Annotated in this window: 20 protein-coding genes; 8 read left to right on the forward strand and 12 right to left on the reverse strand. The window is 36.1% G+C overall.

Features of this window, described 5'->3' with window-relative positions; genetic code table 11:
• The first annotated feature begins 149 nt into the window (after window positions 1-149).
• Window positions 150-2,021 carry an LTA synthase family protein gene (locus BM211_RS20665; protein ID WP_035432452.1) on the forward strand — a complete coding sequence of 624 codons (1,872 nt, stop codon included), beginning with the start codon at window positions 150-152 and terminating at the stop codon, window positions 2,019-2,021.
• 290 nt (window positions 2,022-2,311) lie between these two features.
• Window positions 2,312-2,512, forward strand: coding sequence for a hypothetical protein (locus tag BM211_RS20670; protein WP_035432450.1), 201 nt, complete (start codon window positions 2,312-2,314; stop codon window positions 2,510-2,512).
• A gap of 17 nt (window positions 2,513-2,529) precedes the next feature.
• On the opposite strand, the gene BM211_RS20675 is transcribed toward BM211_RS20670, so the two are convergent.
• The 7 genes from BM211_RS20675 to BM211_RS27420 all read right to left on the reverse strand — a co-directional run bounded on the left by BM211_RS20675 (window position 2,530) and on the right by BM211_RS27420 (window position 10,412).
• On the reverse strand, window positions 2,530-3,675 hold the full coding sequence (locus BM211_RS20675; RefSeq protein ID WP_090999247.1) for an ABC transporter permease: 1,146 nt from the start codon (window positions 3,673-3,675) through the stop codon (window positions 2,530-2,532).
• 12 nt (window positions 3,676-3,687) lie between these two features.
• Window positions 3,688-4,884: an ABC transporter permease gene (locus tag BM211_RS20680; protein ID WP_090999249.1), complete on the reverse strand. Its 1,197-nt coding sequence runs from the start codon at window positions 4,882-4,884 to the stop codon at window positions 3,688-3,690.
• A gap of 12 nt (window positions 4,885-4,896) precedes the next feature.
• Window positions 4,897-5,829: an ABC transporter ATP-binding protein gene (locus BM211_RS20685; RefSeq protein ID WP_090999251.1), complete on the reverse strand. Its 933-nt coding sequence runs from the start codon at window positions 5,827-5,829 to the stop codon at window positions 4,897-4,899.
• 138 nt (window positions 5,830-5,967) lie between these two features.
• On the reverse strand, window positions 5,968-6,627 hold the full coding sequence (locus BM211_RS20690) for a response regulator (protein WP_090999253.1): 660 nt from the start codon (window positions 6,625-6,627) through the stop codon (window positions 5,968-5,970).
• Entirely contained in the window at window positions 6,624-7,814 is a 1,191-nt protein-coding gene (locus BM211_RS20695; RefSeq protein WP_090999257.1) for a sensor histidine kinase, read from the reverse strand. The genes BM211_RS20690 and BM211_RS20695 overlap by 4 nt, the downstream gene beginning before the upstream one ends.
• Before the next feature lie 471 nt (window positions 7,815-8,285).
• On the reverse strand, window positions 8,286-10,145 hold the full coding sequence (gene abc-f, locus BM211_RS20705) for a ribosomal protection-like ABC-F family protein (RefSeq protein WP_090999261.1): 1,860 nt from the start codon (window positions 10,143-10,145) through the stop codon (window positions 8,286-8,288).
• A gap of 132 nt (window positions 10,146-10,277) precedes the next feature.
• Entirely contained in the window at window positions 10,278-10,412 is a 135-nt protein-coding gene (locus BM211_RS27420) for an RAxF-45 family protein (protein WP_090917231.1), read from the reverse strand.
• A gap of 430 nt (window positions 10,413-10,842) precedes the next feature.
• On the opposite strand from BM211_RS27420, the gene BM211_RS20715 reads away from it, so the two are divergent.
• Window positions 10,843-11,604: a DUF4931 domain-containing protein gene (locus tag BM211_RS20715; RefSeq protein ID WP_141771676.1), complete on the forward strand. Its 762-nt coding sequence runs from the start codon at window positions 10,843-10,845 to the stop codon at window positions 11,602-11,604.
• 18 nt (window positions 11,605-11,622) lie between these two features.
• Here BM211_RS20715 and BM211_RS20720 read toward each other — a convergent pair whose 3' ends face one another.
• Complete coding sequence (locus BM211_RS20720) at window positions 11,623-12,156, reverse strand: transglycosylase SLT domain-containing protein (protein ID WP_090999265.1); 534 nt, start codon at window positions 12,154-12,156, stop codon at window positions 11,623-11,625.
• An 856-nt stretch (window positions 12,157-13,012) separates the two neighbouring features.
• Window positions 13,013-13,369 (reverse strand): YxeA family protein, encoded by a 357-nt coding sequence (locus tag BM211_RS20730; RefSeq protein WP_141771677.1) that lies wholly within the window; start codon window positions 13,367-13,369, stop codon window positions 13,013-13,015.
• Between the two features lie 188 nt (window positions 13,370-13,557).
• Between BM211_RS20730 and BM211_RS20735 the strand changes: the two genes are divergently transcribed.
• Window positions 13,558-13,662, forward strand: coding sequence for a DUF3948 family protein (locus tag BM211_RS20735; protein WP_090999269.1), 105 nt, complete (start codon window positions 13,558-13,560; stop codon window positions 13,660-13,662).
• Window positions 13,663-13,740: 78 nt separating this feature from the next.
• On the opposite strand, the gene BM211_RS20740 is transcribed toward BM211_RS20735, so the two are convergent.
• Entirely contained in the window at window positions 13,741-14,349 is a 609-nt protein-coding gene (locus BM211_RS20740) for a lysophospholipid acyltransferase family protein (RefSeq protein ID WP_090999271.1), read from the reverse strand.
• A gap of 461 nt (window positions 14,350-14,810) precedes the next feature.
• On the opposite strand from BM211_RS20740, the gene BM211_RS20745 reads away from it, so the two are divergent.
• Window positions 14,811-14,912: a DUF3948 family protein gene (locus tag BM211_RS20745; protein ID WP_090999273.1), complete on the forward strand. Its 102-nt coding sequence runs from the start codon at window positions 14,811-14,813 to the stop codon at window positions 14,910-14,912.
• Between the two features lie 58 nt (window positions 14,913-14,970).
• Here the strand turns inward: BM211_RS20745 and BM211_RS20750 are convergent, their stop codons facing one another.
• Entirely contained in the window at window positions 14,971-15,900 is a 930-nt protein-coding gene (locus tag BM211_RS20750) for a substrate-binding domain-containing protein (protein ID WP_035432423.1), read from the reverse strand.
• Between the two features lie 165 nt (window positions 15,901-16,065).
• Here BM211_RS20750 and modA point away from each other — a divergent pair, with 165 nt between their 5' ends.
• From modA to BM211_RS20765, 3 genes are all read left to right on the forward strand, one after another.
• Window positions 16,066-16,866: a molybdate ABC transporter substrate-binding protein gene (gene modA / locus BM211_RS20755; RefSeq protein WP_090999275.1), complete on the forward strand. Its 801-nt coding sequence runs from the start codon at window positions 16,066-16,068 to the stop codon at window positions 16,864-16,866.
• Between the two features lie 8 nt (window positions 16,867-16,874).
• Window positions 16,875-17,549 (forward strand): molybdate ABC transporter permease subunit, encoded by a 675-nt coding sequence (modB, locus tag BM211_RS20760; RefSeq protein WP_035432420.1) that lies wholly within the window; start codon window positions 16,875-16,877, stop codon window positions 17,547-17,549.
• Window positions 17,550-17,649: 100 nt separating this feature from the next.
• Window positions 17,650-18,138, forward strand: coding sequence for an NUDIX hydrolase (locus BM211_RS20765; protein ID WP_035432417.1), 489 nt, complete (start codon window positions 17,650-17,652; stop codon window positions 18,136-18,138).
• Window positions 18,139-18,161: 23 nt separating this feature from the next.
• Here the strand turns inward: BM211_RS20765 and BM211_RS20770 are convergent, their stop codons facing one another.
• A complete protein-coding gene (locus tag BM211_RS20770) occupies window positions 18,162-18,704 on the reverse strand; it encodes a GNAT family N-acetyltransferase (RefSeq protein WP_081904848.1) in 543 nt (180 codons plus the stop codon).
• Window positions 18,705-19,029: the final 325 nt, after the last annotated feature.

Consider the following 19,029-nt stretch of genomic DNA (forward strand, 5'->3'; position numbering starts at 1 on the left):
AAAATTGGACAGGGAATGTACTCCCTGTCCAATTTTTGTCTTCTAGAGAACAATCCTTGTTTCATGCTAAAATAAAAATAACTTATAAATGACACAGCCCACTATCATTCTTCATTACAACTGTGTGTATACAAAAGGGGATTTTCTACATGTTGACATTATATTCTCAGACAAAAAACTTTATATTGTCAAAACTTGACTTCATTATTTTTACCGTTTTCCTTTTATGGAAACTAAACTTATTTTACAGCGTATTTTTGGCTGAACCACAAGAAATTACAATACGCATTACTTTCTTTGAAATCGTACTCGTTCTTCCAATTATTCATTTATTTTCGAAAAAATGGCGGATTATTTCTATAATTACACTAGATTTTCTGTTTAGTCTATTATTGCTATCTAACGCCATTTATTATCGCTACTTTCATGATTTACTCTCTATCAGCTTAATTAAACAATTTGGGCAAGTATCTGATTTAACGGACAGTATTTGGACATTGATTGAAGGAAAAGATATTATTTATTTCCTCGATATCTTCCTATTGATTTTCGTCTATGTCATTATGATTCGAAAAGACTTATTCCAATACTCTAAAAGTATTATCGTTCACGCAATTGTATTCCTCGTAATTGCACTGCTTGTCTTATTTCCGCTACGAGAGAAGTACACATACGTGAAAGAATCAAACATTACAACGGCTCGCTTTTCGAATTCGTGGGTTGCAGATCATCTAGGGATTATAAATTACCACGTTTTCGATATTTATAAATATATAAATACCATGATTTTAAAAGAAGATGTCTCTAAAGAAGAAATAAACAATATAAACACATGGTTTCACGAACAAAATAAAGAAATTGTAAAAGGAGTACAGTTTGGAAAAGCAAAAGGACAAAATGTAATTCTCATTCAAGCTGAATCTTTGCAAAACTTTGTTATCGATTTAACTGTCAATGGACAAGAAATTACTCCAAACTTAAATCGCTTTAAAAGGGAGAGTACTTACTTCCCAAATTTCTTTGATCAGACCGACCAAGGAAGAACGTCAGATGGTGAATTTACATCATTAGTTTCCATGCATCCATCTCGATTTAATGGGAGTATTTACTTTAACTTCGCTGATAATACATTCGAAGGATTACCATTTATTTTAGATGAACACGGTTACGCTACACTTTCAGCCCATGGATATGAAGGCGGATTTTGGAATCGAGCGTTTATGCATCGTAACTTAGGATTCCAACAATCTATGTTTGCAAAAGATCTTCAACCTGGGGAACAAATTGGCTGGGGTATATCAGATATGGATTTTCTAAATCAAATGGGGGATCAATTACCAAAGTTGAAACAACCTTTCTTTAGTTTCTTAATTACATTAACAAATCACCATCCATTTGAAATACCGCCTCAGCATAGGGAGTTACAACTAGGCGACCTAGAAAATACATTAATGGGGAACTACCTTCATTCCGTTCACTATATTGATCAAACATTAGGTGTTTTTATTAAAAAACTGAAAGAAACAGGTTTATATGATTCTTCTATTCTTGCCATTTACGGAGACCATGATGCTGGATTACCTCCAGAAGAACTAGATAAGATTAAATTACAACAAAAATTCGATCGTCAATATGATAAAGTTCCTTTCCTTGTTCATAGTGTGAAATTAAATAAGCAACAAGGTAAAATTGATGAACGAGCAAGCGGTCATTTAGATATTACACCAACGATTCTATACTTATTAGGTATTGAACAAAATGATAAATATTTCTTAGGACAACCTTTATTTGATCAAAACGTTGAAAATCATTACGTCCCATTTCGAGATGGCTCGTTTGCAAAAGGTGATTATATCTTTTTAAATAAACACGGATCATTTGACAAAGGCGAAGTATGGAACTTCAAAACTGGAGACAAAGTAAAGGCATTGTCAGAAAAAGATTTCGAAAAAGCAAATAAAAGATTAATAACTTCCGATTTATTTTTGGAAGGGAATTTAATTACGAAATTAAAAAAATAAAAGATTTTAAAATAACAAGTACTCTTTTCATTTTGGAAAGAGTGCTTGTTATTTTATATGCGATGACACGCTACATATATAAATCCACATTGCAAAACATTTTCTTTTAGGTAAGAGATATCGTGCGTGCATGGATGTGCAAAGGCGTGAATGCGGCACTTTTTGTCCTTCTTAGCAGCAACTTACATGTTCCAACATTTACATTACGCGAAAATTCTCTTCAAAAACCATTCTATTAATTACTAGACATGCATACGATAATAACAGATTCTTAATAAAGGGGAGAAAACATGGACAAGTTATTCCTACACGTCTTGAACTATATTTGTTTAATGCTCGTCATATTAGGAGCATTACTCTTATTCCCGTTCTTCCCGACGTTCGTCCTCTTTTTAATGTGTATCTTCATGTTCGGGATTGCGATTATCATTTCATTTAGGTCAACGGGAGAACAAGAAAAAGAAAGCAGAATGCAGCGTGCAAAGCTGTAAATTCTGCTTTCTTTTTTTCAATCATAACGTATTCTTGTTAAACCGATAACAAAGAAGATACCAGCAAATAAAAGTAGCACTCCAATATATCCTGCTATATCTACCAGTGCTCCTCCTCTCGCAATTAATTCTGTAAAACCGCGCATTGCCCATGTTTGCGGGACAAAGTTTGCAATCTTTTGCATAAACTCCGGTTCTATTTCAATTGGCCAATACAGTCCGCTAATCATACAAGTTGAAATAATGACGATATTTCCTAATGCCGATTGTTGCTCTGTCGTTTTCACCACACTCGCTAACAATAAAGCTAGCCCAATAACAGCAAGTAACAACACCGAAACAAGCACAATAATTCCTAACGTATCTCCCCACTGTACATCAAATAATAGATTCGTTAATATCATGAGTGCTCCAAATTGAAGCCAACCAATTAGGAAGAATGAGAGAATATATCCAGCTAGTACTTGCACTCTTGTAACAGGTGTTTCCAACAAGCGATGCCACACTCCCATTTGCCTTGCTTTTAAAATCGTTCCTGTGCTACTCAGCATAACAATCATTACAAATAAAATTGAAAATCCTGCCGCTCTAGCTGATACACCATTAATTGTTTTCTTTCCTGTTACAATAGATTCTTTTTGAATATGAACAGGTTCTGCTTTCGTATGGATAGTTTCGTACATTGTTTCCCAAGACTTTCCGCTATTTTGGCTCCATACATTCGCTCCTTTTACCTCCACTTCCATTTTCTTTAGTGTACTTTGTAACACGTGCTCTACAGAAGCACCGCCTGTAAAATCAGCACTAGATTGAAATAGAACTTTATCACCTTTTCCATCTAACATTTGCTTTTGAAAGTCTTTCCCGATTGTTACAATACCAGAGGCTTTTTTATTTTCAATTTTCTTCTTTGCCTCTTCATATGATCCTTTTTCCACACTCACAAGATCGCTATGCGTTAATGATTCATAATAATACGCCGACAATTTGGATTGATCTTCATCAACCAAAATAATTTTCACTTTGTCATTACCACTTCCACCTAGAAGTCCACCAAAAATTAATGTGAAAAGAATCGGCATACCTAACATAAGAAAATAACTTTGCGGCTTCATTAATATTTGCTTTAACTCTAGTGAACAAATCGCCCAAATTTTTTTCACTGCTCTCTCCCCCTATCTAGTCCGTAACCGTAATGTTCCAATGATAACGGAAAGGATGCCAGCACTAGATAAACTCAAAATAATTGGTAATAGCGTATTCCAAGACGTTCCTGACATAATATCTAGAAAACTCGTAAGCGCCCATTTATTTGGGGCAATATTAGCAAGTTTTTGCAACGTACTAGGGAATGCATAAATTGGTAACATAGAACCGCCTAATACCGCTAACAGTTGAATACCAATCCCGCCCATAACATCTGCTGTTCTTTCATCTCGAATAAAGGCGGCGATCAGCATTGATAATCCCGACACACAAATTGCATAGGAAACTCCCACTGCAATAAGCTGTGCAATGTCATCCCCCCAATTCACACCGAATACATAATGGGTTGCAATGACAAATACGCCAAATTGAATACACGCAAATAGTAACGTTCCAAAAAATTTCCCTAATAAGACAGAATAAGCACTTGTCGGTGTCGTTAATAACCTTGCTAACGTTTCTGTTCGCCGTTCTCCTATAATTGATTTTGCACCAACTGTTACGTTATATAGAAGAAACATCACCAACATCGCTGCCGCATAGTATTGCATAGCCACAACCGTGTTCTTACCAATTGTGCCTGTTTGAATTCCAGTTTCATGTGAAGTTGCAATAGATTGTAAGTCTGTTCCCATATTCTTTGCTACTTCTTGCACATTCCCTTGTTGAGATTGCGCCAGGTCCGTTACTACGCTCTTTGTCGCAAAAGCTACCGTTTGCACTCGTTCAGCAAAAGATTGAATGAATGAATCTGCAATTTTTGCTTGTATGTCTTTCGCAGGATCCGTAAGCAGTTCAACTTTTTTAAATTTTCCTTCTTGTATATGTTCACTCCACTGCTTCGGAATGATAATCCCAGCGTCAATCTTCTTCTCCTTCAACATCTTTTCTAAATCGGTTCGCGACGAAACTTTCTCGACTTTCACATCATCTTTTATTTCTTTTGCCTCCAATACGTCTGTTCGAAACATAGTAGCAAACGTATCTTCATCTTCCTGATAGTAGCCAATTACTGTTTTCGGTAATCCGCCTTCATCTATAACCGCACTTAAAGCTGACCCTAAAATAGCTGTTAATAAAAGCGGCATAAGTAACATCATCACGAAACCACGCCGATCCGTAAAACGTATCTTAAAATCTTTCCATGCGATAATAAAACTTTTCATATTCTCTCCTCCTTAATCACGAAGTGAACGACCAGTTAGTTGTAAAAAGAGTGCTTCTAAATTCGGTTCTTGTACTTCAAGCTTTGCAATTTGCACACGATTTCCAACAACTTCTGAAACGACCATACCAACTGCATCACTATGTGTTAGAGCAATATCAATCGTATTCGAATCCTCATCCACTACAATACGCTCTACAACAGGAAGTGCTTGTAATTTCTGCAATAATTGTTGGTCGTAATGATTAACCTGTAGCTTCACCATGAAACCATCTGCAAGACGATTACATAGTTCACTCTTCGTTCCAAGCGCAATGACCTTTCCATGATCTACAATCGCAATGCGCTCACATAAATATTCGACTTCCTCCATGTAATGACTCGTATAAATAACTGTCATTCCCTTTTCATTTAACTTTTTCACTGTTTCTAAAATATGATTTCGTGATTGCGGGTCAATTCCAACTGTTGGTTCATCCATAATTAATAGTTCAGGTTCATGCATAAGCGCCACGCCAATATTTACACGGCGCTTCATACCGCCTGAAAAGGTTTCAATTTTATCTTTCGCGCGTTCTTCTAGACCAACATACGCTAGCACTTCATCCGCACGTTTCTTCGCTGCCGCTCCGCTAAGTCCATACATTTTCCCCCAGAAAATTAAATTCTCTTTCGCCGAAAGTGTCGGATATAAAGCAATATCTTGCGGAACAACACCAATTTTTTGTTTCGTCTCCATCGGATGCTCTTTCACAGACTTTCCACCAACACGTATATCCCCGCTATCATATGGAAAGAGCCCACAAATCATTGAAATTGTTGTTGATTTCCCTGCACCATTTGGACCAAGCAGTCCAAATGTTTCCCCTTTCTCAATCGAAAATGATACGCCCCTCACGACTTCTTTTTCCCCGAAAGACTTTGTAATATGATCTACGACTAACATGTCGATTCAACCCCTTTAATGTAATCTCACTATGATTGTAAAAAAAAAACTTCATCTTTCCATCGCTCTTTAGATAGAAAATGCATAACAAAAAAGCAGCATCATCTGCTGCTTTTTCATACTTATCTATGCCAAAAGTCATATGTAAGCTGTCACACCGTACCGCACAGCAAAAATAGCTGCTTGCGTTCGGTCACGAAGCTCCAATTTACTAATAATATTGGAGACGTGATTTTTTACTGTTCCTTCCGTAATAAATAATCTCTCCGCGATTTCTTTATTATTTAATCCATATCCTAATTCCCGCAACACTTCTATTTCTCGCTCTGTTAACTGTCCGATTTGTTCTGGAACACACTGCTCAGCAACATAATCTTTCGTTTTCTTCAATTCTTTCACAATTTGAGCGGTAATATCTTGCGGGAGTACAACGCCTCCAGCATGCACAGTCAAGATCGCTTGCACAATTGTATCTGTCGCCATATCTTTTAATAAATAGCCGCTTGCCCCTTGTTCAAGCGCTTCAAAAATAAGTTCACTATCATTAAACGTTGTCAACATAAGTACTTTTATATGGGGAAATCGCTCCCTTATTAAACGCGTTCCCTCCACACCGTTTGTACGAGGCATCCGAATATCCATTAAAATGATTTCAGGCTGAATCCGCTTTGCATTTTGCACAGCTTCTTCTCCATCGCTTGCAGTTCCAACCACTTCAAGTTCTGGGCGTAAATTTAATAACATCGCTAATCCATCACGAACTAGCGACTGATCGTCCACAATCATAATTCGAATCATACCGCGCCCCCTATCACCCACGTCTTTTCCCTTAGTGGGAACTCCACATTTAGTTGAAATCCCTTATCTTTTTCACTTTCAAACCGAATCATTCCCCCGCGTTCTTCTACGCGCTCCTTCATATTGATTAGTCCAAAACCAGGATGTACTTCATTTACGCCTGTTCCATCATCAGAAATAGAAATATGCACCTTTCCATCTAAACAAGACAGTTTCATTTCACATGTACCTGCCTTACCATGACGCTTTGCATTTGTTAACGATTCCTGCATAATACGCAATATAGTGGGGTGTAATGATAACGGAATAATGACTGGATCACCGTTCAGTTTAAATGTCGTTCTCACATTTGTTGCATTCGAAAATTCATTTAACATCTGCCTAATATTACTGACTAAGTCTCCTGTATTTTCTTCTTTCAAAGTTCGCACAGAGGCCCTCACCTCTTGCAACGATTTTTTCGCTAACTCATGACATGTTTGCAGAACCGTTCCAGTTTGATCTGATTTCTGTTTCAATAATTCCTCAGCAAGCTGTAATTGAACAAGTAATGCCGTCATATTATGACCTACCGTATCATGAATTTCACGGGCAATATCATTTCGCTCTTTCACTGCCGTTAATTCTTCCACTTCTTTTGCATATAGCTGCAATTGCTCATGTGCCTCCTGAAGCGCTTCATGTGATGAAGTTAGCTTTTCATACTGTTCATCTACCGTTTGGCGAGCTAATGTTAGTTTTTTAATTAACCCGCCAGTAAGAGCACTAAATACAACGAACATAAACGAAATAATATTGCCCCAAATTTCAAACGCTCCAAAATATTGATATGAATATATTAAAATAGCAAACCAACAGATAAAGAAAAATCCTATAAAAAAACGGGCTATCATTTTCGATTGAATATTAATAAATAAAGTTACCGCATCTACACCGAACAAAATTAAATACAAATCTACTTTTGGAAATAAGAATCCAAATATAGCTGTTACAATCCCATTCGATAACAATATAAAAAATATTCGTCGCTCTCCGCTATGAGGCATCATAAGCAAACAATGATTCACAACATAAATCAGACAAGCAGCGCCAACAAATAATTGTAAGCCTAGTTTCCCATGTGGAATATGCAAAGCATACACAATACAAATGAGAACAATCGTAAGTAGCCGGGCATATCCTAGCATAAAGTTTCCCCCCGTATTCAAACAAAATATACAGACTCCATATTCTTCCCCATCCGAATCATCAAACCATCTTTCTTAAAAAACGGGAATGCCACACTAAAATTCCAATATACAGAAACTGTAAGTGTTTTATGTTAAAGTGGAATTGTGGTTAATATGTAAAGGAGAATGATACCTTATGATTCTAAAACTTAAAAGACCTTTAACTTTTTTGATTCCCCTATATATTATTCTCGTTTTATTTGATTATAACAATTATAATCAATTCAAATGGATCGAGAATATTATACAGTCATTATTTATAGTGGCATTTTATGAATTTTTCATGTGGTTATTTTCTACAAAAAAAGAATCAACATCTAAAAATTAAGCGGGTCACGTGTAGTACAACAACAAAGCGATGACTTAAATGAATTTATATATAAGATACATACACAATTTAAAAAGCTGGTATCCACCAGCTTTTTAATTCTACATATCTATATCATTCTCTAAATCCTCATATAATTTTGTTCTTAACAATTCTTTTCGCTCTTTTTCATTATGCAGCCTCTCCAACTCTGCAATATTTTTCGTTTTAGCCATTTTGCAGTCTAGTTCGTATATACTTTGCTCCACATTCATAACATGCTCTTCCAGATCGATAATCTCCTTATTTATAGGCTTCGGCACAGGTGGTGCTTTTTCCTTTTTCACAACGCTTCGTTGTTCTTTCTCTCTTTTTTCTTGCCACTTTTCACGTGCAAAGGCATAATTCCCAGTAAATCCATACGCTGTTTGATTATCAATCCAATACGTTTTAGGGAACAACTTATTTAGAAAATAACGATCATGAGAAACCGCTAAAATTGTGCCATTATACTGTTCAAGCGCTTCTTCCAATACTTCTCTTGATTCAATATCAAGGTGATTTGTCGGTTCATCGAGTACAAGAAAATTAATATCTTGATACATAAGCTGCGCTAACCGCAAACGCATTCGTTCGCCCCCGCTTAATTGATTCACCTTTTTAAATACAGCCATGCCGTAGAATAGAAAGCGAGCAAGTATATGACGTGCTTCTCCTTCTGTTACTGCTACCTGTTCCCTGAACATTTCTAATACCGTTTGTTTACTGTCCACATTCACATGTTGAGACAAATAGCCGAGTTTTACTCCGCTACCAATGCGAATTTCACCTATATCTGGATTCATTTCTTGTAATAATAATTTCAATAGCGTTGTCTTTCCTGTACCGTTCCGTCCAACAACCGCAACGCGCTCTTGAAAACGAACATGTAATTCTACATTTTGAAATAAAACACGTTCATCAAAACTCTTTCCTACTTCTTTCATGACCACAACATCTTTACCGCTGCGTTCTTGTCCTTCAAACTGAAGCCCCATTTGCTTATGCTCTAAAACTGGTTTCTTCAATTTCTCCATTCGCTCTAGAGCACGTTCCATATTGCGGGCACGTTTATGCAATCCCTCGTTTGGCGGATTCGCTTGATTGGCCCACTCTCTAAGCCTTTTAATGGCTTCTTTCATTTTCTTTATTTTCTTTTGCTGCTCTTGATACGCTTGAAACTCTTGCAACAATCTTTCTTCTTTCTCCTTTACAAACCGTGAATAGTTCGTATGGTATACATATAATTCTCCATCTTCTAAATCAAAAATCTTCGTTACGACTTCATCCAAGAAATAACGATCATGTGAAATCACAACGACTGTCCCGTCATATTCCTTTAAAAATTGCTCAAGCCATTCCACTGCGAATAAATCTAAATGGTTTGTCGGTTCATCTAGAAGCAATAAGTCCGGCTTTTTAAGGAGCATATATGCAAGACTCACTTTCGTCTGTTCACCGCCGCTTAGCTCCCTAAAATTGCGTGAAAATAATTCTGTCACTTGCAGTCCATTAGCCACTTTCATAATATTTGCTTCTATTTCATAACCGCCTAGAAACGAAAATTGCTCCTGTATTTCTCCGTACTCCGCCATCATTTTTTCCGTAACATTTACCGCCATCTTCTGTTCAAGTTCACGCATCTTTCTTTCTAATGCTTGCTCTTTCGCAAACGCAGAACATAATACATCATACACAGTCATTCCTTCAGTAAACTTCGGAATTTGGGCAACATGACCAATACGCGTCCCTTTCTTCATGTGGATCGCACCGCCATCCACATTTTCAATTCCTGTTAATAGTTGAAAAATTGTTGTTTTCCCACTACCGTTTCGACCAACTAGCCCAATGCGTTCACCTGTCTTTATTTCAAATGATATATTTTCAAATATGACATTTCCACCAAACGTCTTCGCTATATTGTTTACACTACAAATCATCATTTTTTCCGTACTCCTTTCAACGTAAAAAAGCCATGAGTAAAGAACCTTACCCACGGCTTTCATTTCAAAATAGAAAAGGGAACCACCATAGTTCCCTTTTCACACGTTTCTATAAAATGGGTGAAGAGACCTCTATCGTTCAATAGTTATTATGAAATTGCTAAAAAAGGGCATACGTATCCCGTTAGCAACTACACGATGAAAAATCGCACGACAAATGTAGATAAAATCTAAAAATTGCGTGCGCATAACTATAGAACGATTCATCTCTTTCACCTCTTTCGTACGGAATTTTATACTTACCTTTTCATTATACTCTCCTAAAACACGTTTGGATAGTCATTTTTCTGAAAATAATGTAAATAGACACATTCATACATAAAAGGCAGCTGTGGTTCAAAATCATAAGGAGGAATAGAACGTGCTGGATATTGTAAAAACCGTTATTCACATTTTAGTTGATGCAAAACCAATCATTGATGAAATTAACAATTTATAAAAAGATAACGAAAACAATAAAGACGAGATATCCTAAATTAGGAAGAGTATCTCGTCTTTGTTTTGCTCTATCACAAATTGCTGCTAGCAATTTTTATAATATGTCTATCTTTCCCTAATTCTACTATAAAGGATTTAAAATGACTTTTCACGAATATGTATTAGTTGGAGTATGACAAATAGGGGGAGAAATATAAAGATGCAACAACAGCTATACTTTTCAAATCAGATTGGACAACAAAAACCAAACAGTATGCAAAATAAAGAAACAGCTTGCCCATTTTGCGATCAAACACAACTAAGCGACATTTTAGAAACAGATGAAACAATTATTTGGCTAAAAAATAAATATCCAACATTACAAAACACATTACAAACAGTCATTATCGAAACTGATAACTGTCATGATCATATTGCAACCTATACACAAGAGCATATGCGAAAGCTTATCCGATTTTCAGTTGGGCACTGGTTATCATTAGAAGAAAGCGGAAAATTCCAATCTGTTATTTTATATAAAAACCACGGACCTCTATCAGGAGGAACAATCCACCATGCCCATATGCAAATTATTGGTATGGAACAAGTCGACTATCGACAAAATGTAAGAATCGAACATTTCAAAGGAATCGTTGTAAGCAAAGAACATGGAATTGAACTAAATATTTCTACTCATCCAATTATCGGTTTCGTAGAGTTTAACATTATAATAGAAAATAAAAATCAAATGGATCTAATGGCCGATTATATTCAAAAAACTATACGCTACGTATTACAAGACTTTCATAAACGATGTAATAGTTATAACATGTTCTTTTATGGCTTAAATGGAAACATTATATGTAAAGTCGTTCCTCGCTTTGTCGTTTCACCACTATACGTCGGCTATAAAATCCCTCAAGTTTCTATGCAATTACAAGCAGTAAAAGCGCAGCTAGCGACATATTTTACAGAAAAATAGAGTAGGTCATCACAGGACCTACTCTTTCATAACACCTTTATTTTGATAATATACATTCTCTAGTCCGATATTATATTTCATGTTTTTATCAGTCCACTCTGGCCCGAGAGTACCAGGCCAGCCAGATGTGTTCGCTACATATTTAAGTAACTCAAATTCTGTTAACCCTTTTTCCATACCTCTTTTATATCCTTTTGCCAAATGAGGCATAGCAATTTCAGCATTTTTCCGCGGATCTTTTAACTCCTCATCTGTTAGATTCTCAGGAGCAAGTCCACCACCGCGATGCAATTGAAACAACCCAAACGACGTTCCTTGATCTCCAATAGCTCTCGGATTGAAACGACTCTCATGCTCAGCAATTGTAAGGGGTATCCACTCTGGAAGATTATATTTCTTAGCCTCTTCGCTAATAACTTGTTTCGCCTGTTTTGCTTCTTCTGAATCAACATAACTCATCTGATTTACAGGTTTCCCCACACCTGCTGATTCGCCTCGAAAAAACATATATACTCCTAAAACTACTAAGAATCCTACAAAGAATTTCTTCATGTGTATTCCCTCTTCTTTCGCTGAAATTTGTCCCCTTTCAGCATTACGTATATACAACTGTTTCCTTATCTATCATACCAAGAATATACAGCACCAACATCCTTCTTAAGGCTGATTTTACGATGCAGAGGATACAAAACAACTATAAAAATGTAATATTTTGCTATCAATTATCAAAACGAGTTTCAATGATTGATAGCGACATCCACTTTCATTTTCCGACATAAAGGTCGCTGCTGTGCAGGATAAAATATGACCTACTCTCTTGTTTTAAACTCCGCACGCGGCAGGAAAGGGCCCCTATACATGGCCAAATGCTCTCGCCCACCCATAAAAAGAAAGTAGTCTTTATATCACCAACTCGCATTTATATAGTACAAATTTCTAAAATATATATAATAAAAAAACAAGAAGGCTCGCCTTCTTGTTTCATCTATATTATTAAACAATAAAGTTTGTGATTATATCAAAAATCCCAATACATACAATCGCAACACCAAAGTAGCTAAACCACTCTACCAACGGAACATTAACTACTTCTTCTTTTTGCATTTCGATCGTCTCCCTTCTATAATCTCCCTAACTTTTATATCTATTTTCATTATGAGAGAAATATGACAAAAGAGCCATTGAATTTGCTTACGTAAACCTTACATTTTTGTAAGGTAGAAAAATAGTCCCATCTCCTTTGAGATGAGACTTACATATAGTTGGTTGTTAATCCTTTTCATCACATTATTACTTCAGACAGAAAGATGTATTTCGTTCTTTCTATTTTTATTATAGGTCATACCCACGATCGCAACTATCGAATTACATTACACATACCTTACAGTATTGTAATATGTCTTTCTTTTTATTGTATTGTTAAAAGTTTCCCTCTCGCATTTAACGGAATATCTTCTTTATCTATTTCAACTAATCTCTCAGCATAACGCCCTTTTGCAATGATTTCTAACGGTTCATTTTGTTTTAACATTTTCTGAATCGTTTTTGTAATCTTCTGTTCCCGTCCGTCTTCATCATATCCAACAAACTCATATTCATACCAGCCATCTCCAATATGTTGACCAATCCCTTTTACAATTGTGTAATACGCTTTCGTTTGATAAAACGGATTATACTTATCAATTACTGGACCAAGCTTTGTTGGTAATAGTAAGACAACGATAACAATACTAGCAAGTGCCCCCAAAAATATACGTCTCCGTATCTTTTCCAATTTGGTTTCCTCCCTTGCATTTTATGCGTAACCTTTCTCTCAGTTTAGAAAAGAAAGGTTACGCATACCATTGAACTGCCTTACACTTCTCTTACAAAAATGTAAGCTTTCTGTAAGCTAATTCGATAGTTGAAATGCCCCCGATTTCGTACAATGAAATCAGATAAGGAGAGATTATAATGGAAAACCAAATTACCTTTAACAAGTTTGATTACGTAGGGCTTGCTGGCGGCGCGACTCTTCTTACAGCATCCATTTATGTTGCCGCAGTAATGCTTATATAATTTTGTGTCCCCTTTCCCCTTATATAGATAAATTTGAAAAGACGACCTTCTATGCCAGGTCGTCTTTTCCTATTATCATTATGCTCTTTTATCCTCTTGCAACGTTTCTTTTAACTGTGTAAACGCCTCATTTAATTTTTCTGTCATCAGTTTCATCACTTCTTTACGATCCATTTGTTCTGACTGCTCTACTTGAATCGGATCACCAAAAATTAATTGCGCTCTTTTTCCACGAAACAATTCTTTTAAACTGTTAGGCCCAACGTATGCAGCCGGAACTAACGGAACATTAGAACGAAAGGCAATTGTAACAGCACCAGCTTTCAATGAAGTAGCCTCAGCAGATCTCGTTCCGCTCGGGAAAATCCCCACAACTTTTCCTTCTTTTAATAACCTAGATGGAATTTTCAGCGTACTTGGTCCTGGATTTTCACGATCAACTGGAAACGCATTTACCCCATTAAAAAACCAATTCCCAAATTTACTTTCAAACAATTCCTTTTTAGCCATATAGTAAATTTTCGTTGGTAACATCCCCGTCGCTAACATGACAACATCCATCCAACTTCTATGAGTACAAGCTACGACATATGCTCCGCTTTGCGGTAATTTTTCTTTTCCATATACCTCCACTTTCCCAAATGTTTTAAATATATATTTCAACACCCTTACAATGAATGTATACATTCGATCTGTTCCCTTCTACAATTTAATTTTTTATAACTGTATTTATATAAATCCAATTTGACTTTGCAACACACAAGTTGCTGCCGTGCTGAACAAAAAATAACCTGCACTTGCTTTCTCTCTTTATTTGAACATTGCCTGTGGCAGAAAAGGATTTTATGCCAGTTTTTTAATTTGATTTATATATTTTCGATTATAACACTAAGTATTAATAGTTGGTAATAAAATTAAGTGACAATTTTTAAAATTTTTTCCTTACAAAACTGTAATGCTACTGTAAGCTAATTCGATAGTTACTCCCTTTCACCTGTCATATACTTAAATCAGAAACAGGGCAGCAAAAAACATCGAAAAGGCACTCACATACTAAACAAAGGTTGTAACTACAAGGCGGTTTGTGTTATCCCCTTTATCGATGCAAAATTGTTGCTACTGCATTACATAAGTAAGGAGAGATCACTATGAACAACATTACTTTTAATAAATTTGATTACATGGGACTTGTAAGCGGCGCCGCTCTTCTTACCGTAGTTATTTACGCGCTTGCACATGTCCTTGTATAACCCCCCTCCCCCTTTATATAGCTAAAAGTGCCGCCTGTAATCTTACAAGCAGCACTTTTTAGTTTGTTTCATACATAATTTGACCCGTTTTACCTATATCATAACCACCAATAGCACGCAATTCATTTTGAAATTCAGGAGACTGTAATACCTTTTTTACTGTTTCAATCAGCTCCATGTTTTCCTCTGTTTTTAAAATTACTAAATCGTAACGTTCTTGTATAAGCGGAACAAAATCTACATTTACAATTTGCGCGACTTTTTCTGTTCCTACTCCTACGTCAGCTTTTCCATTTGCAACTTGAGAAGCAACACCAATATGATTTGATTCTTCCCAATCATATCCACAAATGTCCATTTTTGATATTCCGTTTATACGCAACTGTTCATCGACAAGAACTCGAATACCAGATCCTCTTTCCCTATTTACAAATTGAATGGATGTACCACATAAATCATTCCATGTTTGCACTCGTTTCGGATTTCCTTTTTGCACATAAAAACCTGATGTTCTTGATAATAAATTCATAACAATACAAGGCTGTCCAACTAAAATTCGTTTTACATACGGAATGTTGTATTCCCCCGTATCCCCATCGAACAAATGAAGGCTCACAATGTCTCCTTTTCCTTGATACATCTGAATCAAACTTGTTAAGCTCCCTTGATATGCCCTTAACATATTAGAAACTTTCAAACGGCTCTCTACATGTTTCGTTAACATATCTAAAGACAAATCTTGTCCACTGATAATACAAGAATCAGATTTACTTGGCGGGTTCATTACTTGCATAGATGAAGAAACTACCTGGACTTTTCCTGTTTTCATTTTTGTAATATATTGCTCTAAATCACTAGCATCAACACGCATTTGCCTACCAATTCGATAAGAGGGTAATTCACCTTTTTTAATCAAATCATACACTGTTAATTTTGATACTTTTAACCGTTTCGCTACTTCTTCTGTTGTGTAGGAATGATGATCCATAAGCCGATTCCTCGCTTTCTGCCTTCATTGTAACAAAAATTCCAGTTTTCTTTCTATTTATTTTCACTATCGTGAGAAAAATCACAACATAACTAAATATAACTATTTATAATTAATTATATCTAGTTATAATTAGATTGGGGATAAAAGAAGGGAGAAATGAAAATGAACAAGCTCATATTTCGTTTAATTTGCAGTATTTTATTCACACTACTTCTCGTAACAAATGTAGGATGTACAAACACAAATAAACAAGAAAAAACAATTGCTAAAGAAGAAAAGGTTGAACTTACCGTTTCTGCAGCAGCTAGTTTACAAGATGCATTAAAAGAGATTCAAGCACAATATGAAAAGAAAGAATCAAATATAAAGCTCTCATTTAACTTCGATGGTTCTGGCAAGCTTCAACAGCAAATTGAACAAGGAGCTCCTGTTGATTTATTCTTCTCTGCCGCAGAAGATAAATTTCAAACGCTCGTATCGAAAGGACTTATTGATCAAAAAGAAGGAAAAAACCTACTCGGTAATGAGTTAGTATTAGTTGTTCCTAAAGATAGTAATTTAAAAGACTTTCAATCGTTAAAAGATGAGCAAGCAACAAAAATTGCATTAGGTACACCTGAATCTGTTCCAGCTGGAAAATACGCAAAAGAGACGCTTACTCATTTAAATCTTTGGAACGACCTTCAAAGTAAAATTGTATACACAAAAGATGTGCGCCAAGTATTAACATACGTAGAAACAGGAAATGTTAATGCGGGGATTGTTTATAAAACAGACGCCCTTATTTCAAAGAAAGTGAAAATCGCTAACACAGCCCAGGCAAATTCACACGAACCAATCCGCTATCCATTAGGAATTGTAAAAGCAACGAAACATAAAAAAGAGGTAACTGCTTTTTATGAATACTTACAGTCTAAAGACGCTATGGCGATCTTTAAAAAATATGGTTTTACAGCGTTGTAATTGTAACGATGACATTTGATACATTTTGGTCACCTATCATTCTTTCACTAAAAGTTGCTGCACTTTCTACAATCATTGTGATGGTATTTGGAACGATAGTTGGACGTGTTTTAGCTCGGTCCTCGAAGCGCTATAAAATTTTGTTAGAAACCTTTTTTCTATTACCGATGGTACTGCCGCCCACTGTAATTGGATTTTTCCTCATTATTATCTTTGGAAAAAGCAGTCCCCTCGGTCAGTGGATCGAAACTTTGTTTCAACAATCTATTATGTTTACATCTTGGGCTGCTGTGATTGCTTCAACTGTAGTTGCATTTCCGCTTATGTACCAATCAGCAAAAGCGGGGTTTAGCATTGCCAATGAACAAATTGAAGACGGGGCTAGAGACCTTGGAGCAAATGAATTACAAGTGTTCTTACATGTAACATTACCACTCGCACTCCCTTCTCTACTTGGCGGAATGATTTTAAGTTTCGTTCGCGCCCTAGGAGAATTTGGTGCGACGCTTATGTTCGCTGGTAATATTCCTGGTAAAACACAAACGATCCCAACTGCCATTTATATGGCAATTGATGCTAGTAACATGCCACTTGCATGGGCGCTCGTTCTTACAACTGTCGGTATGTCGATTGTTTTTTTATTGCTCATTCAGTTTATAAATAAAAAGGTAACCTCTTTCTAACAGTAGCTTTCGACAAAGCTACTGTTTTTTATATTATTTCCCGCGAAATGAAATGGAATTTAGCTATTTATGTAGAATTATAGAAATAAGGGGGAATTACATGTACAACCAAACACTTTGCTTTATAAGAAAAGATAATGAAATATTAATGCTAAATCGGGAAAAAGCACCGCTGCAAGGATTGTGGAATGGCGTTGGGGGTAAAATGATAGAAACGGAAACGCCAATGGCATGTATTCTACGTGAGATTGAGGAAGAGACAGGACTACATTTAACGGAGAAAGAAGTCACCTATAAAGGAACATTATCATGGACAAGTGACAGTACAAATTTCGATGGATTGTACCTTTTTACCGCTAACCTCCCAGCACATATTTCATATCATACTCCAAAAAAAGTAGCTGAAGGAATTTTAGATTGGAAGCATAGTTCTTGGATTTTATCTAAAGAAAATAGAGGAATAAACGCTTTAACAAAGCATTTTTTACCCACTGTTTTACAAGATGAAAGCATATACGATCATACTTCTGTTTTCGACAATAATCAGCTTGCGCACTACGAACAAAAGATACATGTAAATATGAAATAGCCTCTTTAGCAGAGGCTATTTTGCTATATATTTCGGCAGTACCTGTAATATACAGCCTGTTCTTCTTCCGTACTTCCTAGGTCCTGACGTTCAAATTGTTTTACAAATCCCTTTGCCTCGTAAAAAGGAATTCCTTTTTCATTCCCCTTTGCAACCGACACCCACTGCCCTAAAATCCCTTTTTCTTTTTGAATTTCTGTAAAACAGTCTACTAACAATGTCCCAATGCCTTCTCTTCTTCGATTCGGATCTAAATAGAGGACAAAAATTTCTCCACACTTTTCACCTGTTGTCCCTCCACCAATCGCTCCAACAACCTGCCCGTTTTCAAGTGCAACGTACCAACCATACCAATTTTCGTCATTCGTCAGTACTTCCTTATGAATACGCTCGTAATTATAGTATTCTTCAATGACTCGATCGATATATTCCTGACTATGCAAACCATCATATGTCGCTAACCACCCATCCATACAAACCTGTGCAATCCCTTCGACATGACTTATATCTGCTCTTACTACTTGAATCTGACTTGTTTTCTTCTCTTGTGCTACATAACCTTCCACAACCTCTATCCCCTTTACATTCTATTTTTAGCACTACTACATTAATAGGGATGGATAAAAAACCCAATTGTTATAATTCATTATATCTTCTGAATTCCACATAAACTATTACAATTTTCATATTCATAGAAATATACATTCTATTTGAATTCACTTTCTAGACGAGACAATTTCCTGTTATGATATGAAGGTGCAAAAATGGAAAGAAATAAAAGTACATTCATATAAAATGAAACTTTAATCAGTGGGGGTTTTCTTCATCCCCCACTGATTATCAGCCCTCACCAATCGGGCTTTTACGGGCAGTTTATCTCCCACCTAACTT

Origin of the sequence: Bacillus sp. 491mf (assembly GCF_900112415.1) — a bacterium.
Lineage (GTDB): Bacteria > Bacillota > Bacilli > Bacillales > Bacillaceae_G > Bacillus_A.

Coding starts and splice junctions, on each gene's coding strand:
- modA (WP_090999275.1), top strand. CDS start 16,066: ATGAACAAGCTCATATTTCGTTTAATTTGCAGTATTTTATTCACACTA.
- BM211_RS20735 (WP_090999269.1), top strand. CDS start 13,558: ATGGAAAACCAAATTACCTTTAACAAGTTTGATTACGTAGGGCTTGCT.
- BM211_RS20750 (WP_035432423.1), bottom strand. CDS start 15,900: ATGGATCATCATTCCTACACAACAGAAGAAGTAGCGAAACGGTTAAAA.
- BM211_RS20670 (WP_035432450.1), top strand. CDS start 2,312: ATGGACAAGTTATTCCTACACGTCTTGAACTATATTTGTTTAATGCTC.
- BM211_RS20715 (WP_141771676.1), top strand. CDS start 10,843: ATGCAACAACAGCTATACTTTTCAAATCAGATTGGACAACAAAAACCA.
- BM211_RS20685 (WP_090999251.1), bottom strand. CDS start 5,829: ATGTTAGTCGTAGATCATATTACAAAGTCTTTCGGGGAAAAAGAAGTC.
- BM211_RS27420 (WP_090917231.1), bottom strand. CDS start 10,412: ATGAATCGTTCTATAGTTATGCGCACGCAATTTTTAGATTTTATCTAC.
- BM211_RS20740 (WP_090999271.1), bottom strand. CDS start 14,349: ATGTATACATTCATTGTAAGGGTGTTGAAATATATATTTAAAACATTT.
- BM211_RS20690 (WP_090999253.1), bottom strand. CDS start 6,627: ATGATTCGAATTATGATTGTGGACGATCAGTCGCTAGTTCGTGATGGA.
- BM211_RS20665 (WP_035432452.1), top strand. CDS start 150: ATGTTGACATTATATTCTCAGACAAAAAACTTTATATTGTCAAAACTT.
- BM211_RS20695 (WP_090999257.1), bottom strand. CDS start 7,814: ATGCTAGGATATGCCCGGCTACTTACGATTGTTCTCATTTGTATTGTG.
- BM211_RS20720 (WP_090999265.1), bottom strand. CDS start 12,156: ATGAAGAAATTCTTTGTAGGATTCTTAGTAGTTTTAGGAGTATATATG.
- abc-f (WP_090999261.1), bottom strand. CDS start 10,145: ATGATGATTTGTAGTGTAAACAATATAGCGAAGACGTTTGGTGGAAAT.
- modB (WP_035432420.1), top strand. CDS start 16,875: ATGACATTTGATACATTTTGGTCACCTATCATTCTTTCACTAAAAGTT.
- BM211_RS20765 (WP_035432417.1), top strand. CDS start 17,650: ATGTACAACCAAACACTTTGCTTTATAAGAAAAGATAATGAAATATTA.
- BM211_RS20680 (WP_090999249.1), bottom strand. CDS start 4,884: ATGAAAAGTTTTATTATCGCATGGAAAGATTTTAAGATACGTTTTACG.
- BM211_RS20745 (WP_090999273.1), top strand. CDS start 14,811: ATGAACAACATTACTTTTAATAAATTTGATTACATGGGACTTGTAAGC.